24 protein-coding genes and 1 pseudogene are annotated in these 19,818 nt (G+C 49.4%); 9 read left to right on the plus strand and 16 right to left on the minus strand.

Annotated elements, in window-relative coordinates:
• Positions 1 to 77: 77 nt before the first annotated feature.
• A pseudogene (locus KP80_RS23310) lies at positions 78 to 215 on the plus strand (IS3 family transposase); the annotation flags it as partial.
• A gap of 37 nt (positions 216 to 252) precedes the next feature.
• Here KP80_RS23310 and cho read toward each other — a convergent pair.
• From cho to ycgZ, 5 genes are all read right to left on the minus strand, one after another.
• A complete protein-coding gene (gene cho / locus KP80_RS08765; protein WP_052283258.1) occupies positions 253 to 1,116 on the minus strand; it encodes an excinuclease Cho in 864 nt (287 codons plus the stop codon).
• 87 nt (positions 1,117 to 1,203) lie between these two features.
• Positions 1,204 to 1,761: a helix-turn-helix transcriptional regulator gene (locus KP80_RS08770; RefSeq protein WP_052283259.1), complete on the minus strand. Its 558-nt coding sequence runs from the start codon at positions 1,759 to 1,761 to the stop codon at positions 1,204 to 1,206.
• 46 nt (positions 1,762 to 1,807) lie between these two features.
• Positions 1,808 to 2,074, minus strand: a complete 267-nt coding sequence (locus KP80_RS08775) for a biofilm development regulator YmgB/AriR family protein (RefSeq protein WP_052283260.1) — start codon at positions 2,072 to 2,074, stop codon at positions 1,808 to 1,810.
• A 49-nt stretch (positions 2,075 to 2,123) separates the two neighbouring features.
• Positions 2,124 to 2,426 (minus strand): hypothetical protein, encoded by a 303-nt coding sequence (locus tag KP80_RS08780; protein ID WP_052283261.1) that lies wholly within the window; start codon positions 2,424 to 2,426, stop codon positions 2,124 to 2,126.
• Positions 2,427 to 2,530: 104 nt separating this feature from the next.
• A complete protein-coding gene (gene ycgZ / locus KP80_RS08785; protein WP_052283262.1) occupies positions 2,531 to 2,776 on the minus strand; it encodes a regulatory protein YcgZ in 246 nt (81 codons plus the stop codon).
• Between the two features lie 318 nt (positions 2,777 to 3,094).
• On the opposite strand from ycgZ, the gene KP80_RS08790 reads away from it, so the two are divergent.
• The 4 genes from KP80_RS08790 to KP80_RS22375 all read left to right on the plus strand — a co-directional run bounded on the left by KP80_RS08790 (position 3,095) and on the right by KP80_RS22375 (position 6,010).
• Positions 3,095 to 4,315 (plus strand): diguanylate phosphodiesterase, encoded by a 1,221-nt coding sequence (locus tag KP80_RS08790; protein WP_052283263.1) that lies wholly within the window; start codon positions 3,095 to 3,097, stop codon positions 4,313 to 4,315.
• Between the two features lie 234 nt (positions 4,316 to 4,549).
• On the plus strand, positions 4,550 to 5,284 hold the full coding sequence (locus KP80_RS08795) for a MerR family transcriptional regulator (RefSeq protein ID WP_052283264.1): 735 nt from the start codon (positions 4,550 to 4,552) through the stop codon (positions 5,282 to 5,284).
• Between the two features lie 119 nt (positions 5,285 to 5,403).
• On the plus strand, positions 5,404 to 5,562 hold the full coding sequence (locus KP80_RS22370) for a YqaE/Pmp3 family membrane protein (RefSeq protein WP_072129083.1): 159 nt from the start codon (positions 5,404 to 5,406) through the stop codon (positions 5,560 to 5,562).
• A 277-nt stretch (positions 5,563 to 5,839) separates the two neighbouring features.
• Positions 5,840 to 6,010 carry a CPCC family cysteine-rich protein gene (locus tag KP80_RS22375; RefSeq protein ID WP_072129084.1) on the plus strand — a complete coding sequence of 57 codons (171 nt, stop codon included), beginning with the start codon at positions 5,840 to 5,842 and terminating at the stop codon, positions 6,008 to 6,010.
• A 389-nt stretch (positions 6,011 to 6,399) separates the two neighbouring features.
• On the opposite strand, the gene KP80_RS08800 is transcribed toward KP80_RS22375, so the two are convergent.
• Positions 6,400 to 7,230 carry an SDR family oxidoreductase gene (locus KP80_RS08800; protein ID WP_052283265.1) on the minus strand — a complete coding sequence of 277 codons (831 nt, stop codon included), beginning with the start codon at positions 7,228 to 7,230 and terminating at the stop codon, positions 6,400 to 6,402.
• Positions 7,231 to 7,574: 344 nt separating this feature from the next.
• On the opposite strand from KP80_RS08800, the gene KP80_RS08805 reads away from it, so the two are divergent.
• Positions 7,575 to 8,633: a YncE family protein gene (locus KP80_RS08805; RefSeq protein ID WP_052283266.1), complete on the plus strand. Its 1,059-nt coding sequence runs from the start codon at positions 7,575 to 7,577 to the stop codon at positions 8,631 to 8,633.
• A gap of 10 nt (positions 8,634 to 8,643) precedes the next feature.
• A complete protein-coding gene (locus KP80_RS08810; protein ID WP_052283267.1) occupies positions 8,644 to 10,632 on the plus strand; it encodes a TonB-dependent receptor domain-containing protein in 1,989 nt (662 codons plus the stop codon).
• A gap of 32 nt (positions 10,633 to 10,664) precedes the next feature.
• On the opposite strand, the gene KP80_RS08815 is transcribed toward KP80_RS08810, so the two are convergent.
• The 4 genes from KP80_RS08815 to KP80_RS08830 form a co-directional block, all read right to left on the minus strand.
• A complete protein-coding gene (locus KP80_RS08815; RefSeq protein WP_052283268.1) occupies positions 10,665 to 11,702 on the minus strand; it encodes a S66 family peptidase in 1,038 nt (345 codons plus the stop codon).
• A 65-nt stretch (positions 11,703 to 11,767) separates the two neighbouring features.
• Complete coding sequence (locus tag KP80_RS08820) at positions 11,768 to 12,460, minus strand: ArsR/SmtB family transcription factor (RefSeq protein ID WP_052283418.1); 693 nt, start codon at positions 12,458 to 12,460, stop codon at positions 11,768 to 11,770.
• A gap of 14 nt (positions 12,461 to 12,474) precedes the next feature.
• Positions 12,475 to 12,864 carry an amino acid-binding protein gene (locus KP80_RS08825; RefSeq protein ID WP_052283269.1) on the minus strand — a complete coding sequence of 130 codons (390 nt, stop codon included), beginning with the start codon at positions 12,862 to 12,864 and terminating at the stop codon, positions 12,475 to 12,477.
• Entirely contained in the window at positions 12,857 to 13,180 is a 324-nt protein-coding gene (locus KP80_RS08830; RefSeq protein ID WP_052283419.1) for an antibiotic biosynthesis monooxygenase family protein, read from the minus strand. Before KP80_RS08830 ends, KP80_RS08825 begins: the two co-directional genes overlap by 8 nt.
• Positions 13,181 to 13,330: 150 nt before the next feature.
• Here KP80_RS08830 and KP80_RS08835 point away from each other — a divergent pair, with 150 nt between their 5' ends.
• Complete coding sequence (locus tag KP80_RS08835) at positions 13,331 to 13,918, plus strand: NUDIX domain-containing protein (RefSeq protein ID WP_052283270.1); 588 nt, start codon at positions 13,331 to 13,333, stop codon at positions 13,916 to 13,918.
• 6 nt (positions 13,919 to 13,924) lie between these two features.
• Here KP80_RS08835 and KP80_RS08840 read toward each other — a convergent pair whose 3' ends face one another.
• Complete coding sequence (locus tag KP80_RS08840) at positions 13,925 to 14,815, minus strand: LysR family transcriptional regulator (RefSeq protein ID WP_197276148.1); 891 nt, start codon at positions 14,813 to 14,815, stop codon at positions 13,925 to 13,927.
• Positions 14,816 to 14,963: 148 nt separating this feature from the next.
• Between KP80_RS08840 and KP80_RS08845 the strand changes: the two genes are divergently transcribed.
• Positions 14,964 to 15,941, plus strand: a complete 978-nt coding sequence (locus KP80_RS08845; RefSeq protein WP_052283272.1) for an NAD(P)H-dependent flavin oxidoreductase — start codon at positions 14,964 to 14,966, stop codon at positions 15,939 to 15,941.
• 45 nt (positions 15,942 to 15,986) lie between these two features.
• On the opposite strand, the gene KP80_RS08850 is transcribed toward KP80_RS08845, so the two are convergent.
• The 5 genes from KP80_RS08850 to KP80_RS08870 form a co-directional block, all read right to left on the minus strand.
• A complete protein-coding gene (locus KP80_RS08850; protein ID WP_052283273.1) occupies positions 15,987 to 16,607 on the minus strand; it encodes a LysE family translocator in 621 nt (206 codons plus the stop codon).
• Positions 16,608 to 16,697: 90 nt separating this feature from the next.
• Positions 16,698 to 17,012, minus strand: coding sequence for a non-heme iron oxygenase ferredoxin subunit (locus KP80_RS08855; protein ID WP_052283274.1), 315 nt, complete (start codon positions 17,010 to 17,012; stop codon positions 16,698 to 16,700).
• Between the two features lie 9 nt (positions 17,013 to 17,021).
• Positions 17,022 to 17,498: an aromatic-ring-hydroxylating dioxygenase subunit beta gene (locus KP80_RS08860; protein ID WP_231625916.1), complete on the minus strand. Its 477-nt coding sequence runs from the start codon at positions 17,496 to 17,498 to the stop codon at positions 17,022 to 17,024.
• A gap of 1 nt (position 17,499) precedes the next feature.
• Complete coding sequence (locus KP80_RS08865; protein WP_052283275.1) at positions 17,500 to 18,756, minus strand: aromatic ring-hydroxylating dioxygenase subunit alpha; 1,257 nt, start codon at positions 18,754 to 18,756, stop codon at positions 17,500 to 17,502.
• Between the two features lie 35 nt (positions 18,757 to 18,791).
• Positions 18,792 to 19,769, minus strand: coding sequence for a 2Fe-2S iron-sulfur cluster-binding protein (locus tag KP80_RS08870; RefSeq protein WP_052283276.1), 978 nt, complete (start codon positions 19,767 to 19,769; stop codon positions 18,792 to 18,794).
• Positions 19,770 to 19,818 lie beyond the last annotated feature (49 nt).

A 19,818-nucleotide genomic window follows, 5' to 3' on the forward strand; every position in this document is an offset into this window, starting at 1 on the left:
CATATTACCCGGTGATCTGCTTCCCGTTGATTGATACATCCTAATGTTAGTCTCGTCTTCATAAGCCGCATGAGGACATTTCCAAGAAGAAACCTTTTTCTGATGAACAGATCATCTGTATCCTCTGCGAGACCGGTGGTTCTGTCCGTAAGCACGCCATTTCCAACATCACCTTTTACACCTGTCTGATGAAGCGCTGGATGGGGCAAAAAGTGAGGGCGTAACTGTGTTTAACGATGGAAAGCATCCTGATTACTCAGGGATATGGATTGGATAATTTCCGCTCAGCATTGGGCGGCAGAGGGTTTTATAGCCATCGTGGTCAAATCCTGACGCGACACTGGAAAGTGTGTGAACGTCTGTCAGTGAGCTGACCGCACCGAGCCAGAACCAGTTATGAATGACATGGTACTGAGTGAGAAACTCACCTTGTTCTTCCAGTGCAACCGCCCCTTCCCATGGCCAGCAGAGTACCTGTAAATGTGCTAATGCCTGATAAAGCCGGGCATGATGCGTTTCTATTGCCTCCCGGCCGCAACAGGCTCCTGCACAGCGTCCTAGCATTGAACGAAAACAGGCACGCCCGTGGTTAACGGGTTCGAGGCCCATTACCGAATAACAAAGCTTTTGTTCATCGGCCACGGTTTTCAACGCATCGAGCGCAGCTCGTCGATTCGCAAATAAACCAAAAAGATGCGGTGTGCGGGAGAAATCGATATCTCGCGCATACACAATCTCCGGCCGGGTGCCATTAAGGCGAAGTGAACATAGCTGTCTGTTTCTCCGCAGACGCTTATTAAACAGGGGCTGTTGTTCTTTAATGAGACGCGCTTCAAGCAATAGCGCGCCCAGTTCACCGGCGGTAGGATGCCAGGAAATTCGTCTTGTTTGCTGAAGTAACGACGCTTCTTGAGTGGTACGGAAATGTGACATCACCCGGCTACGAATGTTGATGCTTTTCCCGATATAAAGCGGCAGTGATTCACTGTCACCATGAAAAATGTAAACACCAGGCACTTTGGGTATTGACGCCAGAATAGGGCGCAGGTGCTCCGGATATTGGTAGACTGGTCCTTGGTCGTTTTCCGACCGAACAGGAACCCGACGGTTGATCATAATGACTCCACTTACTGTTTATACATACAGGATACCCGGCGGATTGGTGATGTCAACGCCGCCAGTCGTATGCAAACAGGTGTGCAATCATGCGCGTTGATCCGTTAGCCAGGATTTAAATACATCATTACGCAATGTTTTCATGAAATCGATATTTCCTGAACACCCCAGTTTTTTAATCAGATTAGAGCGAATCTGATACACCGTCTTGATATGAACATTGAGATTTTCTGCCATTTCAATGATCTTTTTCCCGTTAGACATTTGATCAAGCAGGGTGGTCTCGCGAGGTGAAAGTTTCACTCTCTGCTCAAGACGAGGACTTTCTTCTCGTTGCTTACCAATCGTAGTGAGTATTCGAGTCATTTCATTTATTGACGCTTTCGATGAAATAAAATTGACCGTAAAAGAATCCAGGAAATTATGCAGATTACCATCACCCAACAAAAGAAAACGATGTGTGCGCAGATCATATTGATGCTGTTTTACATTGGCATATTGATTGACTGAGAAAATAACAAAACGAACATCATCACGATTAAAGCGTACATTCGTGAGGATTTGTCGCAAACCTAGCTCGAGGAAGTTATCATCAAGCCATAAATCTACTCGTTCAAGTTTAACAGGGTTAGCTTCGCCGTTCATAATGACTCCACATTAAAAATAATGATGCTATGCGGCCTCGACGTGATTAGATATCGTCGAGAGTATAGTCCACAATAATTTCCAGTGTTTTACGAATAACATCAGCCGAAACGATGTTATTCGTTTCTTCTAGTGAATGGATAAGTACAGCAATAATATTTTTGTTACTAACCGTCTCGCCAGCGGTAAGAAGCTGGCGTACCGCACCGCCAAGTACTTCAGCTTCTTCTGCTAACATATCTCCAGCCTTAAGGAAATGCTCAGATAAAGCTTTGTTGTGCAGGGATGGGTAGAAATCATATTGCTGTAGCATAGCGATTCTCATCTGTAAGTTGTGTGAGCATTAGTTGTTGGGTGAATATTCAATGGATTTTGCTGCTTTTGTTTTTATTGCTGTGAATCAAAATATCGTTGTCATCGTGTCTGCGTTTCTTTATGTTCCTTACCTGAACAGGCGAAATAGCATCATTTGAACTATTTAATGCATCAATTTCATTGATTGCTTTTTGCAAAGCATGCATTCGAGTTACATCTATTTCCGTGCTCAGCATGTTATTCAACTCATATAAAAGTGCCTTCGAATTAATCGGTCTTTTACTTTGAATAATCGATAATACGGCTTCACCAATCAGTGTGTCAGCCAGTTTTTTTTCATTACTCATCATAACAACATTCTCTTATTGCTTTATATCCCATATGAAGGATTAAGCATTAAGTTAACTCAGGCCGAGTATTGCAGTACTCTATATGCACGGTATTCTTTTCTTTATTATCTGTTTTCAAAAAGCAATCCAATCAATTCGTTGTAATGTTTCTCTTCTTCATGGTCAGCAGAGTGCTCAAGTCGCTTGAGCAATTTAGTACATAGTGATTTCCTGTTGAGATTTTTCCCGTCTGTCAGGATTTCTACCACGATCTGCCCTAAGGTCTCTTGCTGAGTAGGAAGAGTGGCTTTATCAAAGTAGCTGCAAATAGCACTGGCTGAATCTACGTTGTATTGACGGTTCTGCTGCATGTTTTGCTCCTGTTGATGACGTTTTCTTGTAACGATTAGCGTTAGCAAACTCATAAAAATTGTACATAAATGTTGTACAACATGATGATTATTTTTTAGCAAAAAATGCTTATCGTTTAAAAACAGCAAGATAAATGTTATTTATTTGTATCAACTTAAGAGTAATCTGTACGTGAGTTGTACGTGATTAAATGAAAAGTAGGATAAAATAACAGTGTTGGAATTAATTAAAAATAATGTTAAATCAATGTGTTAAAACAAGGGCATTTTGCTGTCTTATCTGCTACTGTGGGAAAAAACCTCATTGCTGGAACCGTTATGCTAACAACCATTATCTATCGCAGTCATTTATGCCACGATGTTCCAGTAAAAGCGCTTGAGAGTATGGTGGCAGAAGCCAATCTAAAAAATACTGAAGCGAATGTTACGGGGATCCTTCTCTTCAACGGTACCCATTTTTTTCAACTGCTTGAAGGCCCTGATCAGAGTGTGAGGCGTATCTACAGCGATATCGGTGGTGATAAACGGCACTACAATATTGTCGAATTGCTATGTGACCACGGGCCTACACGCCGATTTGGAAAAGCAGGGATGGAACTCTTTGATTTACGAGAACATCCTCGTGAAGAAGTCCTACAAACGGTGCTGAACAGAAGTACCACTCACTATCAATTAACCTATAACGATCGTGCACTACAATTTTTCCGAACATTCGTTGAGGCGACTGAAAAGGGGAACTATTTTGAGATCCCACCCGCGGAGTCCTGGGAGTTTGTTTCTACTGAAGTAACGGATGATCTGGGTCCATACAGGGCATCGACCGCGCGGGAATATACGCTTGCATTACAACCCATTATCGACCCTCTGGCACAGGAAATTATTGCTCTCGAGGCGCTGATCTTCACCCCGCAGGGTGAAATATCTGATGCGTATTTCGACAGCCTGCAAGGTGATGAGATTTATGAAGTTGACCTTGTGAGCAAAAAAGTCGCCTTCGAAATGGTGCGGGAGCGAGATCTGAGTGGAAAAATCCTTTCCATCAATCTGCTACCGATGACGCTAGTAAAAATACCTGATGCCGTTGATTATCTCATCCATGAGATAAAAACGAATGGGTTGGTCCCTGAGCAAATTGTCGTGGAATTCACGGAACATGAGGTGGTATCAGGGATTGAGGAGTTTACCCGTGCGGTGAGAGTGCTGAAATCTGCCGGAATCAGTGTTGCTATCGACAACTTTGGCGCCGGATTTGCCGGTCTGCAACTACTGGCACAATTTCAGCCTGAACGTATCAAAATTAATGCGGAGTTGATCCGCGATGTTCACAAAAGTGGGCCGAAACAGGCCATTGTACAAGCGATTATTAACTGCTGTTGCTCACTTGAAATTGTCGTCTCAGCACTCGGTGTTGAGAAAGCGGAAGAGTGGATGTGGCTTGAGTCTGCGGGTATTTCCCATTTCCAGGGGAAACTCTTCGCTGCCCCTTACCGGGAAGGTGCTCCAGCCATTGCCTGGCCGGAGAAAAAAGGGTTACTCTAACGCTGTACAACTTTCCCGTCTTACACCCCTTGTGACGCCGTGTTGTAAGGGGTGAACTCTCTGAATTTCCTCATATGTCCTTTTTTAACCTCTTGTTTTCACTTGCCGTTTAATAAAAATTAACAACATATGCACTCTTTTTTGCGAAAAAGACTGTACAATAAAAAATAAGTTATACAGATTAAACCGAACCTTATCCTGTTCAGGAAAGTAAGGATCGTGTCGAGAGGTACTATGGCGTTTTACAGTATCGGTGATGTTGCCGAAAGATGCGGAATAAACCCTGTCACGCTACGAGCCTGGCAGCGTCGATACGGGTTACTGAAGCCTCAGCGAAGCGAAGGGGGACATCGTCAGTTTGACGAAGAAGATATCCAACGCGTTGAAGAAATTAAGCGTTGGATTAAGAGCGGTGTACCTGTTGGCAAAGTAAAAGCGCTGCTGGAAGAAAGCCGCGTCATCACCCATGACGATGACTGGACATCTCTGCAAGAAGAAATGATGTCCGTACTCCGCTTTGCCAATCCACCAAAGCTGCGGGCAAAAATTGTTGCAGCAGGGCGGGAATATCCCATTGATGCACTTATCGATCATGTTTATATGCCGGTGCGTCAGCGCTTGAGCCTTGATCACAATACTGCACGTATTATGTGTAGCATGTTTGATGGCATCCTTATTGAGTATGTTGCGTCTGCTTTAACAGAACGACGTCGTAAGGCGGGTAAGGAAGCGTTACTGATTGGCTGGGATATTGATGACAGAGCTCGCCTTTGGCTGGAAGCATGGCGTTTATCACAGGCTGGCTGGCATATTTCGGTCCTTGCCGAACCTCTGGAAACCCCGCGTCCTGAGCTTTTCCCTGGTCAAATGCTCTTTGTCTGGACCGGTCTGACCCCAACCAGACGCCAGCAGGAATTGCTTCAGCACTGGAATGAACAGGGTTATACCATCACCTTCCATCAGCCTTGATACCGTCGTATAGAAAACTCTTAAATACGCTCCAAACGAAGCATAACTGAATGATTCTAAGTAGAAACTCCGAAAAAGAGACTATGCTTACTACTCTGCGATTTTAAAAGGGAGTGAAAATGGGTTTCTGGAGAATAGTCATCACAATCATTTTACCTCCATTGGGTGTGTTGCTCGGTAAAGGATTTGGGTTAGCCTTTTTCTTAAATATTATCTTAACCTTACTCGGTTATATTCCGGGATTAATTCACGCCTTCTGGGTACAAACGAAAGACTAGTCAATATTAAACGGCGCAAGCGCCGTTTTTTACTGTCTTCTATGCATTTGTCTGCATCTATTACGTCACCATTGTGATGTCCTGATCTGAAAATGAAATCTGAGTCACGACGCCCCAAATATACATCAGTTTTAATAACGGTCCCAACCGACCGCGCCGGGATCCTCCTTTTAGCGGTCAGCCTTAATCAAGATACCCGTCCTCGCGCCTGAACACCGACTGATTTACAGCGCTCTGGCAAATTATAAGTATTCACAGTGAGGAGTAGGGGGAAGCGGTGGGCGCTGCTACATGTAAAAATAAAACAATTGATGAGTCTGGTTGTTTTGAAATTTGCCCTGTATGTGGGTGGGAAGATGACCCAGTGCAATCTGCTGACCCAGATATTACTGGAGGGGCAAACTCTCCGAATTTAAATGAGGCGAAACGTCCATTCAACAAACAGTAACTGAGTATTTTATCCCGGCCACTACGCCGGAATCGCTTCAACGTGGTAAAAAGGCCCGTAATGCGGCGAAACAGGTTGCTGAATCCGTGAAAACACAGGTCCGGGAAAAACTGGGTGAAGGTACAGCTTTTAGTCTTACGGTGTAGTGTAGATGGAATAAAAAGCGGCTGGCATATGAAGTAATAGCCCCACAGACGTCATTTAACATAATATACATTATGCGCACTAAAATGAATTCAGGCAGAATCCACGGTTTACTGGTCATGATGATGTTCATTAGTTAAAGCCAGGTCAGCTCTCAGGTCCTCACTTCTGGATCATCGGTATCGATTTGTCTTCTATCAAACCCGGTAAAAACCGGGTCAGTTTTTGGGGTTGAATTCACTACGTTACTCAGGCCTCAGTTCACCGTATTTGAATGATGCGGTTGCTCCACCATCTATCAGTAAATCGCTGCCTGTCACGTAGGTTCCATTCGGCCCAAAAAGAAATTCTGCCAGCGCACCGATCTCATCAGGTGTACCGCCACGACCAGCCGGTGATTTCTCCAGCATGTTCCGATAAAAAGTGCCGCGTTCATCACTATTAAGTTCGTCATACGCTAATGGCGTGAAAATGATACCGGCACTGATGCAGTTTATCCGGGCACCGCGTCTTCCCCATTTTACAGCCTCTGACATAACCCGAAGCGCATTACAGCGTTTAGATATCTGGTAAGCATAAAGGCTGTCTTCAATCTCTTTAACCAGCGGCATTTCAAGTAATGCTTCTGGCGATAATGTGGCGAGTTCATCCACCTGAGCCTGAGTCAATGCATCGACTGCTAGTCGGTGGCTGGACTGGGAGCCAATAACAACGCAAGAACCGCCCGCAGCGATGACGTTGCCAAATTCTTCAAATAGTACCGCACTACCATACAGGTCAACGCGGATCAGATCCTGGGCGCTGGCTTGAGATGGCGATAATCCCGCAGTGTGGATAACACCTTTGATGTCACCCAGTGCACATGCCGTTTTCACCAACGCCTGTATTGAATGGCGTGAGCTCACATCTACGGTCGTAGTACTCACCTGAAATCCAGCCCTTGAAAGCGAATGTTCAACCTGCTGTGTATTTTCAGGTTTGATATCGGCTAGCAGGATATGTTTGCCAACGCTGACGCGCCGCGCAATTGCCTGAGCAATTGATCCACTGCCGATTACAACAATAACATCGGTCATAATACTACCTCATCTGTTGATGATTACCGGTGGCAAAAGCCTACAGCCTACGCCCCTGACGTCAAATATCGGTTGATCATAGCGGTTGCCATGAAATGAAGTAAGTCACTAAATCGGCTTAACCTTATGAATTGCGCTCATCAATAATGGTACTGTTCCTCTGAACAACTGCCGGTGATTTCAGCTTTGTATCCTGATTATTCCTCTCTAAAGCTTAAAAAAAAGCGCATTTTGGACTATACGCAACACAAATTCTGGTAGGTAGATGAGAGTTAATCTCAATTGCAAATGATAGTAGTTACCATTACCATCTTGGTTTGTAAAAATTTGCAAAGGAAACTTACATGTCTACAAAAAATGTAAAGAAGACTGTTTTACGTGCCCTCGCCCTTTCCTTATCTATCCACGCCTGTTTTGTCCACGCGGCAGACTTTACCGATAAAGATTTTCCGTCCCAGCCTCTAGGTCATGGCGTTTACGAGCTGGCCTATGACCAGGGACAAAATGCCCTTTATGCCGCATCGGCTCCCTCGTTTGATAAAGACAAAACGGCCGGGCTGGTTTTCCAGCTTGATGCAAATTCGCTGGAAATAAATCATAAAATCGCAACAGATCGCCGCACGTTTGCCGTTGCTTTGGATGAAGCTAACCACATTCTGTATCTGGGAAATGCACTTGAAGGCTCAATTACACTGCTCGATACCCGCACCAATAGCGTTATCAATACCCTCCAGTTAAGTGACGATTCCAACCCCAAAAAGAGCGCGCACGTTCGTGAAGTCGTGCTCGATAAAAAACATCGTCGCCTCTACATCTCCGGCATTGGAGGTAAAGACAGCGGATTACTATGGGTTGTTGATACAGAGAAACAACAGCTGATCGAGACAATTGAGAAATACGATCCGGTCGGGTTTGCGGTCGATAACGAGGCTAATAAAGTGTACGCCGTAACGGGGAAAGGTGAACTGCTGACTCTGGATGGCGCGACCTCAAAAGTGCTTTCCCGCGTGGCGGTTGATCCTAAAGAGCCTAAACATTACTTCCTCAATATTGCGCTAAATACCGGGAAAAATGTTGGCTACATCGCCGATACCAACACCCGTGATGTTCTGGTCGTGGACCTTAACTCCGGCAAACTCCTCCACCGGATCCCTACCCCTAATTCCATTGCCGTGGTGTACAACCCTTCACGCAATGAAATTTATGTCACCCACCGTAACGATCAGCAGATTAGTGTTATCGATGCCAACACCTACCGCGTGAAGCACAGCATCAAAACTGCCGCCATGCCGAACAGTCTGGTGCTTTCTCCTGATGCAAACACGCTGTACGTCAGCGTTAAGCAAGACGAAAAAAGCGCTCAGGCTGATTACGTCGTAAAAATCGATCTCACTAAATTCTGAGGACCTATTCGTGATTACCCAAACACGTATTGCCGTGGCTGTTTCGCTTGCATTTGCTAACCTTTCCGCTGCTGTATATGCAGACACTAATGAAGACCAGATGGTGGTTACCGCGACCGGTTTTAGCCAGGAACGTCGCGAAGCGCCGGCGACCATTTCCGTCGTTGATGAAAAAGAGTTAAACACACGTTCAAACCAAAACGTCACTGAGGCATTACGTGAAATGCCGGGTGTCCTAGTGGGTAACGGCCACGGTACGCTGGCTACCGGCGATGTTCAGATGCGCGGGATGGATTCGTCCTACACCTCGTATATGGTGAACGGCATCAAACAGGCCACCCGTGAATCGCGGCCTTACGGCCATCATATTGGGACCGAGGCTTCCTTTCTGCCACCCATGGCCGCCATCGAACGCGTCGAGGTTATTCGTGGGCCGATGTCCTCTCTTTATGGTTCCGACTCCATAGGCGGCGTGGTCAACGTTATCACCAAAAAAGGCTACAACCTCGAGAACTGGACCGGTGTACTGGAAGATAACTACTTCCTGCAGGAACAGAGTAAATACGGCAATACCAACCAGACCAATGCTTTCCTGATGGGACCGGTGATCCCCGGCAAACTCGGCGTCAGCGTGGCGGCCGATTATCTTGACCGCCGCGACGACGATAGCCCGAAGAAACCACGCTTTGTCAAACATGAAGCGGGTAACCTGGATGCAACCGTATCCATGTCGCCAACCGATACCCAACTGTGGGATTTGAATGCGTCTCGCGGTCATCAGGAAAAAAGCCATAACCCAGGCAACCCTTGGTATTGGGGCTTTGACCGCGATGCGGCCTCACTTTCCCAGCATGCCTGGTACGGTGACGATCTGTTGGAAGTGAAAAACTTCATCAGCTATGAGAAAGCGCGCACTGAATACCGCGTGGAGGAAATGTCGCCACAGTTTATTGAACAGCGCAATTTTGAAGCCAACAGCGCCAACACCTTCACCCTGGGCGATCATAAACTGACGCTGGGCGCGAACTATACCCGCAATGAGCTCAATGATACTTTTGACGTCGAAGATAAAGCCGTTGCGGGCGTCACCCCAGTGAGCAAAATCACTCGCTACGGCTGGGCGGTGTTTGCGGAAGATGCCTGGATGATTGTGCCAGACTTTACCCTGACCACTTCTGCGCGCCTCGATCACGATAGCTACTTCGGCTATCACGTGACGCCTAAACTGTACGGCAACTGGACCATCGACCAAAACTGGGCATTAAAAGGTGGCGTATCCACCGGCTATAAAAAGCCCGATCTGCGTGAAAACAACTCCGGATTTACCAGCGTCTACGGTGCCTACCCATACTCCTACATTGGCATTGGTAACGATGATCTGAAGCCGGAAGAAAGCGTTAACACCGAACTTGGGATTTACTGGCAGCAGGACACGCTGGCCCTGGATGCGACCGTGTTCCACACACGCTTCAAGAACAAGATCAGCGATTACACGATTTGTACTGAAACCGCGACGCAGAAATGCGTTTATAACGGCTACACGGCGGAAAGCGTCTCCCAGTATTTCAACGTCAGCGACGCGGAAGTTTACGGCCTGGAGTTGAACGGCGACTGGCAGGTCACGCCTTCCCTGAAGGCCAACGCCAACTATACCTATACTCACAGCGAGCAGAAAAGCGGCGAGTATAAAGGCTACGCGCTGAGCGATTTCCCAACCAGCATGGCCAATATCTCGCTGACCTGGAACGCGATTAACGATCTGGACCTGTGGACGAAAGCGAGCTGGCGCAGCAATTCGCCGGATATCGGTAAATCGACCGCCACGGAAGCTTATGCGCTGGTTGATTTAGGTGCGCGCTATCGCGCGACGAAAAATATCACGCTGATGGCCGGTGTTTATAATGTCTTTGACGTAAACCCTATCTATACCACGACGTATAACGAAACATCCATGCTTGAAGGACGCCGCTATAATATTGGCGCCCGCTACGAGTTCTAAATAAAATGCCGGAGCCTATGTGCTCCGGCGTTTTATCGTTGTTGGCTAATTGAGCCACCATTATGACGGTAAACGACCGTTGCAAGCGCGCCATTAACCAGCGTCATTTGCGGGGGAATATGGCCGATATCGACATCGTAAATAACCGGAATATTCAAATCTCCCAACGCCGAGAGCAAGGCATCACGATAATTTTGCTGTGACGGGTTATCCGTATCGGGCCCGGCATTTCGGCCAATCAGAATGCCATTGAGCGAAGTTAACCAGCCGTGTAAACGCAAGCTATAAAGGGCGCGCGTTAATTCACATGGCGCCATTTCGACATTCTCAAAATAGAAAATAATGCCCTCTTCACTATTTTGCTCTCTGAACCTCGGCAAATTCCCCCACGGTGTACCCGCCAAACGTGAAATGATATCGAGACATCCTCCAATTAACCGCCCGGTAAACTCTACGGTGTCTGAAGTACCGTTTAGCATTTTCCACTGCGTTGGCTGAGTGAGGTTAAAACCTGCATCGGTGGCAACACCCCATTGATTTTCCTCAACCTGATAAGCCTGAGAAGCGTGTTGAATATTTGATTTCTCGCCCGTTTCTTCCAGAATATCCCATATCGCCCTGGTGGTCGTATCTAATTCACGGGCGCCAAGTTCCATTAAATTTGGACCATGTACGGTAGCCCAATGGCAGTTTAGGGTCAGCGGGAAATGAAAAGTACTCAAGTCAGAAAAACCGACGAACCATTTTGGTTCCTGCGCGGCTAATTGTTTAAAATCGAGCAGTTCAAGTAATTCCATGCCCAAATCGCCGCCCCAAGGCGGCATGACCGCCTTTATTTCTGGGTCGGCAAGAAAACGCATTAACTCCACTGCGCGAGCCTGTTTATCCGCACTTTTATTTTTATGCTGTGCGCGTAGGCAGTCCCCTTCAAGCACCCGATATCCACGTAGTCGAAGAGCGTTAATGGCCAGATCCAGACGCGCATGTAAATGCGCAGGAACGCCCGATGACGGCGCGGTGATGGCAATTAAATCTCCCGCAATTAAGCTACGCGGAAAGCGGATGTTCATAGGCCGATCCTCAAGAGTAAAATGAGAACATAACGTAATCGTTACGAACATACACCTACGATAATTTATAAGGTCAGCTTAAATATCCGCGTCAGCGCCCTTTTCCCTTCATCGGTAAAATTGACCTCCCGATAACCTGCAATGCGCGTGAGCCAACCATTACGTTCAAATGCGGCTAACAGCGCTGCCCCACAGCTACCGCCAAGGTGAAGCCGTCGTTCACTCCAGTCCAGGCAACCGCAAATCGTCTTACGTTTACTCAACGGTGTCATGACCGCCCCCATCTGCTGGAATTTATCTCTCCCTTCTGCTGAGAGATCACGGCCATCGGCAGTAAACCAGCCCTGTTGTTCCATAAACTCGTAAAGCTTGACCGCCACTTCACCGGCTAAATGATCGTAGCAAGTACGTGCTTTACGCAGGTTAATGGGTGTGCTGCACTTTTGTGGTGATGATAACCGCATCGAGACACCCATTAGATTTTCCAGCAGCGCAGCAATCTCGCTGCCGGCAAGCCGATAATAGCGATGCCGCCCCTGAGATAAACAACTGATGAGCTGGCCTTGCAGAAGTTTGTTGAGATGCGCGCTGGCGGTGGACGGCGCAATGTTCGCGACCGCGCTGAGTTCTGTCGCCGTCCATGCGCGACTGTCCATCAAGGCACACAGCATACTGACCCGTGAAGGATCGGCTATCGCCGTGGCCACCTCAGCCATGGAATATTCGAGTATTTCAGCATCATCATGCACAGCGTTCATCTCAAGCGGTTTAGTCACCTATCAGCGCTCCATTTTTCGGTCACCTGCGCGGCTAACGGGTCGTTATCTGTCAACAAAATCAGCCGGTTATTGTGATCGCTGTACTGAACATGAATGGTTATCTGGTGCTCAGCCAGCACGCGAGCTATCTCACCTAACTCCCCAGGACGTTCCTGCAGAAGCCGTCGAATCAGTGGTTTTGCGATGCTCTCAACGTGCATTCCGGCGGCGCTAAGCACCTGACGCGCCCGTTCGCCGTCTTCCACCAGGAAATGCGCATGGCTGCTATCACCGACGGTAAAAACGCCGCCGCCTTCCAGCCCTACGCCATTTTTCCCCAGCGTGACGCCTAACTGTGCCAGCGCTCCGGGTGCATGATGAAGAATAACGTGAATATCATACATGAGGGCATGCCCTCGTTTGTAAAGAATACTCCCGCAGCAGCTGCGCAACCCGAATACGATAATGGGCAAAAATGGTACTTTGCCCTTCACGCTGTGCGGCCTGGTGACGGATATTACATTTCCACGCTCGAACCGCCTCTTCGTTTTCCCACCATGAGAGAGATAACACCTTTCCCGGCGAACTTAAGCTTTGAAAACGCTCGATCTCAATAAATCCAGCGACATGGCTCAACTCAGCTTTGAGTTCGGCGGCAAGCGCCAGGTATCTGTCCTGTTGTTCCGGCATAGCGCGAGCTTCAAATATAACGGCAATCATAGCAACCTCCTTCGTGTGAATGACTGCACTATAAACAGCGTCATGAGTGAATGCTTCGCTAACGGGCGAAATATCCAGGATGCACGAAATATCTTGATAATGCATGATCATGGCGATTAGCATGCATTGACACTCTATGGAGGCTGTAACTTGACCCTTAAAAACTCACAAATACGCATTATTGATGATCAAACGCTGGCTAATGATTGGTACCTACTAAAAAAATATACCTTTGACCTACGGCGACAGAATGGACAATGGCAGCGTCAGAGCCGTGAAGTTTATGACCGGGGAAATGGCGCGACCGTCCTGCTCTACAACCGGGTTAAGCGCACGGTCATTCTCACCCGCCAGTTTCGCTTTCCGACCTACGTCAATGGTCACGACGGTTTTCTTATCGAGACCGCCGCTGGGCTGCTCGATAATATGGCGGCAGAACAGCGCATCAAAGCGGAAGCCGAAGAAGAGACCGGTTATCAAATTACCCGCGTCGAAAAGGTCTTTGAGGCGTTTATGAGCCCTGGTTCAGTCACCGAAAAGCTGCACTTTTTTATCGCGGAGTACAGCCCGGAAAGTCAAACGAGCGCGGGTGGCGGTATCGAGGCCGAAGGTGAAGATATCGAAGTACTGGAGATGACTCTCGAAGAGGCGTTAGCCGCCATCGATAATGGACAGATTATCGATGGTAAAACCATCATGCTGTTGTATCACATGGTGGTGAAAGGCATTATGTCATAGTCTTCATCAGCGCAGCTCTGCAATCAGCCCTTCCAGCCATTCGGCAAACACCCTCACCTTCTGCGATAAATGGCGGTGCGGATAGAGCAGAGACAGTCGACGGCGTGGGCTTGGATAATCTGGCAAGATCTCGACAAGCTGGCCGTTATCAATGTAGGGCTGCAAAAAGAAGTTCATTCCCTGTAATAAGCCAAGCCCGGCGAGCCCTGCGGCGATATACACTTCTGAGTTATCAAGGATCAGCTTGCCCGGCAAGGCTATCTCTTCCGTCGTCGACCCCCGCTGAAAACACCACGGCATCACCTGGCGGCTGCTGGTATTAATCCAGTTAACGCCCTGATGATGCTGCAGATCATCGAGCGTTTTCGGCACGCCGTACTGTGCGAGATACTCCGGGCTGGCGCAGGTGGTCATTTTAATATTGCCAAGCGATCTGGCGACATAGTCACCATCATCCAGCGCCCCAACCCGCAGTACACAGTCGAGGCCATCGCGGAGCATGTCCCGACGTACATCGGAGCTACTCAGGATAATCTCCAGGTCCGGATGAGCGCGGTAAAAATCCGGCAGTTTGGGGACCACAATCAGTCGGGCAAAGGCGATGGGCATATCCACGCGCAGCTGCCCATGCAATGGGCGGCCCGGCGCGAAGGATTCCAGCAAGTCATCGGCCTGTGCCAGTAGCGGTTTGCTGCGACGATAAAACTCTTCCCCTTCCGACGTCAGATTGATGCGCCGCGTGGTGCGCTGCAACAGACGTACACCGCTTACCTGCTCTAGCTGCTGCAGCGCTTTGGTCACCGCGGGACGATGAATCTGTAGGTTTTCCGCCGCTTGGGTAAAGCTGCCTGAATCAACGATTTCAATAAAAATCTTAATATTTTCAAACAGATTCATTTGCATGATGCCGCCACTTTACCAATAACCACGAGATTGTTATCCATTTAATAATATTGAAGAACGATTTTCACTATTTTTCCAAACAATTAAGCGGCCTACACTGCCCGCATTCCAGCATATCCCTGCTTGTCACAAGGAAAATAAGATGAAAACTAACCGTATCTGTCAGATTCTCGGCATCGAAAAACCGGTCATTCAAGGGCCGCTATCCTGGCTTACCGATGCACGTCTGGTCGCTGCCGTGAGCAATGCCGGTGGATTGGGCGTATTAGGCCCGAATGCCGGGTTAACCGCAGACACCGCGGTTTCTACCCCGGAAGAAACCGCCGAGAAAATGCGCGAAGAGATCCGCAAAACGAAAAAACTGACCGAAAAACCCTTTGGCGTAAACCTGATCCCGAGCCCGGAAAACGACATCTGGACGCCGCCGATCCTCAACGTTATTAAAGAAGAAGGTGTCCATGCGGTGGTCTATACCGGCTACGGTGAAGGTGCGATTATTCCGGCATTGTTCGACGAACTGAAAGCCGCTGGAATTATCATTATCTACCGCGATATCAATCCAACCCCCGCCAATACACGCGAGGCAGAACGGGCCGGTGCCGATATCATTGTCGCCACCGGGTTTGATGAAGGCGGTACGCTGCCGGGCAATGTCCTGGGTACATTTTCCATCGTGCCGATGATTGCTGATGCAGCAATCAATGTGCCGGTACTGGCAGCTGGCGGTATTGTCGATAAACGTACCGCCCGTGCGGCACATGCGCTGGGCGCGGAAGGTGTATTCGCTGGGTCGGTGTTTATCAGCACAGAGGAAAGCCGGGTGCCGCGGTCGGTGAAAGAGAAAATCGTCGCCGCCAATGGGCTGGACCTGAGCCTGTTCCGCACCCTGCCTGATTTCTATCGCTCGCTGCCGGGCAAGCTGACTCAAAAACTGGTCGCGTTAGATAAAGCCGGTGCTAGCAAAGAAGAGATTGGCACCGCGATGGGCGGCCTGCGTGGGCTGCGGCTGGGAATGCTGGAAGACAATACCGACGAGGGCTATATCTCGCTAGGTACCGGGATCGGTGGCATTAAAGCCATTACCCCTGTGGTGGAGGTTGTCGAGCAATTAACCGCATAATCGACGATGGGCAGCAATAGGCTGCCCATCATTGCTCATTGGCCCCTAGCGCTGGCTTAACGCCAGGCGCAGGGCAAATAGCATAAAGAGCCCGCCGGTCACCCTATCCATACTTTTAATAAAACGGGGATTGCGTAAGATCCGTGAAGCATAGCGGGTGACCATAATGAGCGTCAGTGACCAGAGTGTGCCGATGAGGACGTGGATAGTCACCAGTATAAACGTCCACAGAATCGGTGAGTGCCCGGTAGGAATAAACTGCGGCAGAAATGAAACGTAGAAGACACCCATTTTAGGGTTCAGCACGTTGCTCAAAAGCCCCCGCACAAACCCGTTCCCTCCCCGTTCATTTTCCGATGTCGGTTCTGCTACGGTATGCCGAGGTTTAAGGAGAAGTTGGAATCCCAGCCAGCCTAAATAGCCAGCCCCGCACCATTTGAGCATATCGTAGAGCAGCGCAGAGGTTGCCAGAACCGCGCCAAGCCCAAAACCCACCAGTGCCCCCCAGATAAAACAGCCGGTATCAATTCCTAACGCCGCCTGAAATGCCTTTTTCCCGCCTTCGGCAGTGGAGGTGCGGAGGATCAGTGCAGTATCGAGCCCTGGAGTCAGTGTGAGGAGTAAAGCGGCAAAAGAGAATGCGAGAAGAGAATCTGCAACGGACATTTTCGAACTCCGAAAACGAGGATGCTATTGCAGAATTAACATGAGCGCAACAAAAAAGTTCTGCAGGACTGTCTGGCCCTGCAGATGAGGTTAAGACAATTTCAGATACACCTGCTCGCCGTCGATCTGTACCGGATAGACGGTAACGCCCTGGGTTAACGGGCTGCACAGCGCATTGCCGGTTTTAATACAAAAGCGCCCCTGGTGCAGCGGGCACTCAATTTCACCATCCTCAAGAAAGCCATCGCTCAGACGCGCATTTCCGTGTGAACAGAGATTATCACTGGCGAACACCCCTTCCTCCGTGCGATACAGCGCGATATCGAGGCCGTTCACGGCGACGCCAATCACATCATCTTCCGGGAGATCGTCCAACTGCGCGGCAAAGATCCAGTTCTCAGACATAGCGTTACCTCAAATAGGATAAATCAGCGAGTTGGGGACCAGTTCGCTATCGAAGATGCACAACCGACTGGCAAAACGTAGGCCCTTCGGCGTCTGCACCACGGTGTCGAGGTAATAACCGACGTTGAATACTTCGCTATGGCCATCCGATTTCGTGCGGAACACCGCATAGTTGGTCCGCGCCACAATTTCTTGCTCATCAATAGACACTATATGCGGCAGCCCAATCACATGACGCTGATAGTACGGGTCGTGGAATAAGGTTTCAGCAACGCCGTAGATTCGGTCTTTTAACATCCCCTTGCTGTCGAGATTAATGGTCGATAGCGGCAAGTGGCGATCGTAATTTTCACGCGGGATCACCTTATAACGACAATCGTCGGTGAATAACTCGGTCCATTTTTCCCACTCTGCGCGGTCAACGGCATCGCTATACTCCGTTTGCAGCGTGACCAGCTGTTGCCAGATTTCACTATTTATCATCATGTTAAATCTCCAGAACGCCGCGCCAATAGTGGTACATTCCGCGAATTAGGGTTTCCGACACCATATGGTCGGTATTCTCATAGCCGGTGCCGCCCATTTCGGCGAGAGTGCGCTGGGTAGGGTTGTGTTTAAATCCCTGCTGCGAAAACTCCACCACTTCACCATCATCCGCCGAGACAAATCCCGCAGGGCCAAACAGATTGGCCTGCTTGAGGCGACGCTGGGTCATCTCCTCGCTGTCGTCGGCAAAGCCAAAGTGCGTCCAGACAAAATCAAATTCGTGCGGACCGCGCGGCTGAATATGTCGTACGGACATCGAATTGACGTTTTGCTGGATAACCAGGCTTGGGAACAGCGTCATCATCACCACCGTCGGGCCGTTCCACCACGGCTCTTCCACCACATCGAGGAAGCTCGAGTCGTTAAGCTGCATTTGTTCTTTAAAGCTACTGACGCCCTGCGTTACCTCGCTTTTACCGCCATTGCCCTTACGGCTGACCATCGCGGCATGGCGATATTTGTCATCCATAATCAGCTGCGAACGGTTATCAGCACGCCACAGGCCAAACGTCACGAACCAGGTATGCAGTAAACCGGCGTGATAAGGATCTTTGATGTTTTCTTGCATCAACTTCCAGTTACCGGGGATCCGCTGACGGTTATAGCCCAGCAGTTTCAACGGACGACCGCTGAATACGCGCTCAAAATAGGCCAGAATATCCGGGCCAAGATAGCTTTCCAGCGGCTCCACCTCATTTGAGAATGAGGCGAAAACCACGCCGTTATGGCAGGCTACGTTCAGTTTTTTCAGCCCGTGTTCTGCCGGATTAAAATCCTTCGGCATACCGCCGTTGACCTTGCCATCCTGCTTCACGCCGCGTCGGAACGGAACGCCCTGCAAGTTGCCATCAAGATCGTAATTCCACTGGTGATAAGGACAGACAAAGTCGGTACGATTGCCGGATTTTTCGCGGCAAAAACGCATACCGCGATGGGCGCAGACGTTTTCGACGACATTGATCTCACCCTGTGCGTTACGCACAACAATGACCGAGCGCTCGCCGACCACGCTGCGAACAAAATCACCGTTATTGGGAATTTCGGCTTCCAGGGCGACGTAACTCCAGTGCTTCCCGTAGAAAATTTTCTCCAGTTCGCGCTGATAGATATCATCGCGGGTATAGGCCCAGAACGGGATGCGGCTAGTACCGTCATCGGGCCACAGCAGGTTGCTATGAGGTTCAGAGGTGAAGTTCATGATGACTCCTTGTTGTTATCTAACCAGGTACGACATTACGGTTGGTAATAAAACGCATCGGCATGAATATCTTCGGCCTTAGCGCCGAGCGCACGCGCCTGCTGCACCATCGACTCGACCATCGCTGGCGCGCCCGCCGGGTAAACTTTCCAGCCGGTCAGCGTAGGCAAGCCCTCGGCCACTGCGGCGGGAAGCCGGCCAAAACGCACCGCGGCCGCGGGCGGTTCCTGACTTAATACAAGGTGATAGCGAAAGTTTTCATGCTGGCGACGCAGTGTTTCCAGTTGCTCGATGCCATAGAGATCTTTTGCCCAACGGCTGCCGTAATAGAGATGAATAGGGTTGGCCATCCCCTCTGCCAGCGCTGTGCGAATAATCGATAGCAGCGGCGCAAGTCCAGTGCCTCCGGCGACACACAGCATCGGGCCTTCATGCTTTTGACGAAGCCAACTAGCCCCCAGCGGGCCATTGAGTTTGAGCGTCGTGCCCGGCGTCAGGCTCTCAATCAGCCCCGGCGTCACGCGGCCGTCCGGGACAATGCGAATATGAAATTCCAGGTCATCCTCCTGCGGTCGGCTGGCCATGGAATAGCTGCGCTGGGCTCCACCGGGAAACGTCAGGCGGACAAACTGCCCGGCCGACCAGGCAAACGACTTGGCAGGCTTTAACCGCAGCTGCCACACGTCGTGGCAAAGTGGCATAAATGACAGCACCGTGGCTTTTAATGTCCTCGCGGGGTGAGTCACAATCTCATCCGCCGGCGGCAGTTCGATGGTGCACGGTGAATGCAGTACCGTGCAGCAGGCAAGAACTTCCCCTTCCGCCATGTCCGGCACGTTATCCGGTAGTAACTGTTCGACATGCCCCGATACCACGCGACATCGGCAGGTCTGGCAGCGTCCAGACATGCAGCTGTAGGAAATCGGGATTTGGTGCTCACGTAAAACGTCCAGCAGATTGCTACCTGGGGTCACGCTAAGCTGCCGGCTTGCCGGGGTGATATCCACTTGCATCACAATTCCCCCTTTCGAATGTTGTTATTTTGTTAACGAAGCGTATAAA

Source organism: Kluyvera genomosp. 1 (assembly GCF_001266615.1).
In the GTDB taxonomy this organism is placed as follows: domain Bacteria; phylum Pseudomonadota; class Gammaproteobacteria; order Enterobacterales; family Enterobacteriaceae; genus Kluyvera; species Kluyvera cryocrescens_A.

Bases quoted from the DNA above. Each gene is read 5' to 3' on its own strand.
- KP80_RS08795 (WP_052283264.1), top strand. From the start codon at position 4,550: ATGGCGTTTTACAGTATCGGTGATGTTGCCGAAAGATGCGGAATAAAC.
- KP80_RS08805 (WP_052283266.1), top strand. From the start codon at position 7,575: ATGTCTACAAAAAATGTAAAGAAGACTGTTTTACGTGCCCTCGCCCTT.
- KP80_RS08780 (WP_052283261.1), bottom strand. From the start codon at position 2,426: ATGATGAGTAATGAAAAAAAACTGGCTGACACACTGATTGGTGAAGCC.
- KP80_RS08775 (WP_052283260.1), bottom strand. From the start codon at position 2,074: ATGCTACAGCAATATGATTTCTACCCATCCCTGCACAACAAAGCTTTA.
- KP80_RS08865 (WP_052283275.1), bottom strand. From the start codon at position 18,756: ATGAACTTCACCTCTGAACCTCATAGCAACCTGCTGTGGCCCGATGAC.
- KP80_RS08830 (WP_052283419.1), bottom strand. From the start codon at position 13,180: ATGATTGCCGTTATATTTGAAGCTCGCGCTATGCCGGAACAACAGGAC.
- ycgZ (WP_052283262.1), bottom strand. From the start codon at position 2,776: ATGCAGCAGAACCGTCAATACAACGTAGATTCAGCCAGTGCTATTTGC.
- KP80_RS08860 (WP_231625916.1), bottom strand. From the start codon at position 17,498: ATGATGATAAATAGTGAAATCTGGCAACAGCTGGTCACGCTGCAAACG.
- KP80_RS08800 (WP_052283265.1), bottom strand. From the start codon at position 7,230: ATGACCGATGTTATTGTTGTAATCGGCAGTGGATCAATTGCTCAGGCA.
- KP80_RS22370 (WP_072129083.1), top strand. From the start codon at position 5,404: ATGGGTTTCTGGAGAATAGTCATCACAATCATTTTACCTCCATTGGGT.
- KP80_RS08850 (WP_052283273.1), bottom strand. From the start codon at position 16,607: ATGTCCGTTGCAGATTCTCTTCTCGCATTCTCTTTTGCCGCTTTACTC.
- KP80_RS08815 (WP_052283268.1), bottom strand. From the start codon at position 11,702: ATGAACATCCGCTTTCCGCGTAGCTTAATTGCGGGAGATTTAATTGCC.
- cho (WP_052283258.1), bottom strand. From the start codon at position 1,116: ATGATCAACCGTCGGGTTCCTGTTCGGTCGGAAAACGACCAAGGACCA.
- KP80_RS08845 (WP_052283272.1), top strand. From the start codon at position 14,964: ATGAAAACTAACCGTATCTGTCAGATTCTCGGCATCGAAAAACCGGTC.
- KP80_RS08820 (WP_052283418.1), bottom strand. From the start codon at position 12,460: ATGAACGCTGTGCATGATGATGCTGAAATACTCGAATATTCCATGGCT.
- KP80_RS08770 (WP_052283259.1), bottom strand. From the start codon at position 1,761: ATGAACGGCGAAGCTAACCCTGTTAAACTTGAACGAGTAGATTTATGG.
- KP80_RS08825 (WP_052283269.1), bottom strand. From the start codon at position 12,864: ATGTATGATATTCACGTTATTCTTCATCATGCACCCGGAGCGCTGGCA.
- KP80_RS08790 (WP_052283263.1), top strand. From the start codon at position 3,095: ATGCTAACAACCATTATCTATCGCAGTCATTTATGCCACGATGTTCCA.
- KP80_RS08855 (WP_052283274.1), bottom strand. From the start codon at position 17,012: ATGTCTGAGAACTGGATCTTTGCCGCGCAGTTGGACGATCTCCCGGAA.
- KP80_RS08840 (WP_197276148.1), bottom strand. From the start codon at position 14,815: ATGAATCTGTTTGAAAATATTAAGATTTTTATTGAAATCGTTGATTCA.
- KP80_RS08870 (WP_052283276.1), bottom strand. From the start codon at position 19,769: ATGCAAGTGGATATCACCCCGGCAAGCCGGCAGCTTAGCGTGACCCCA.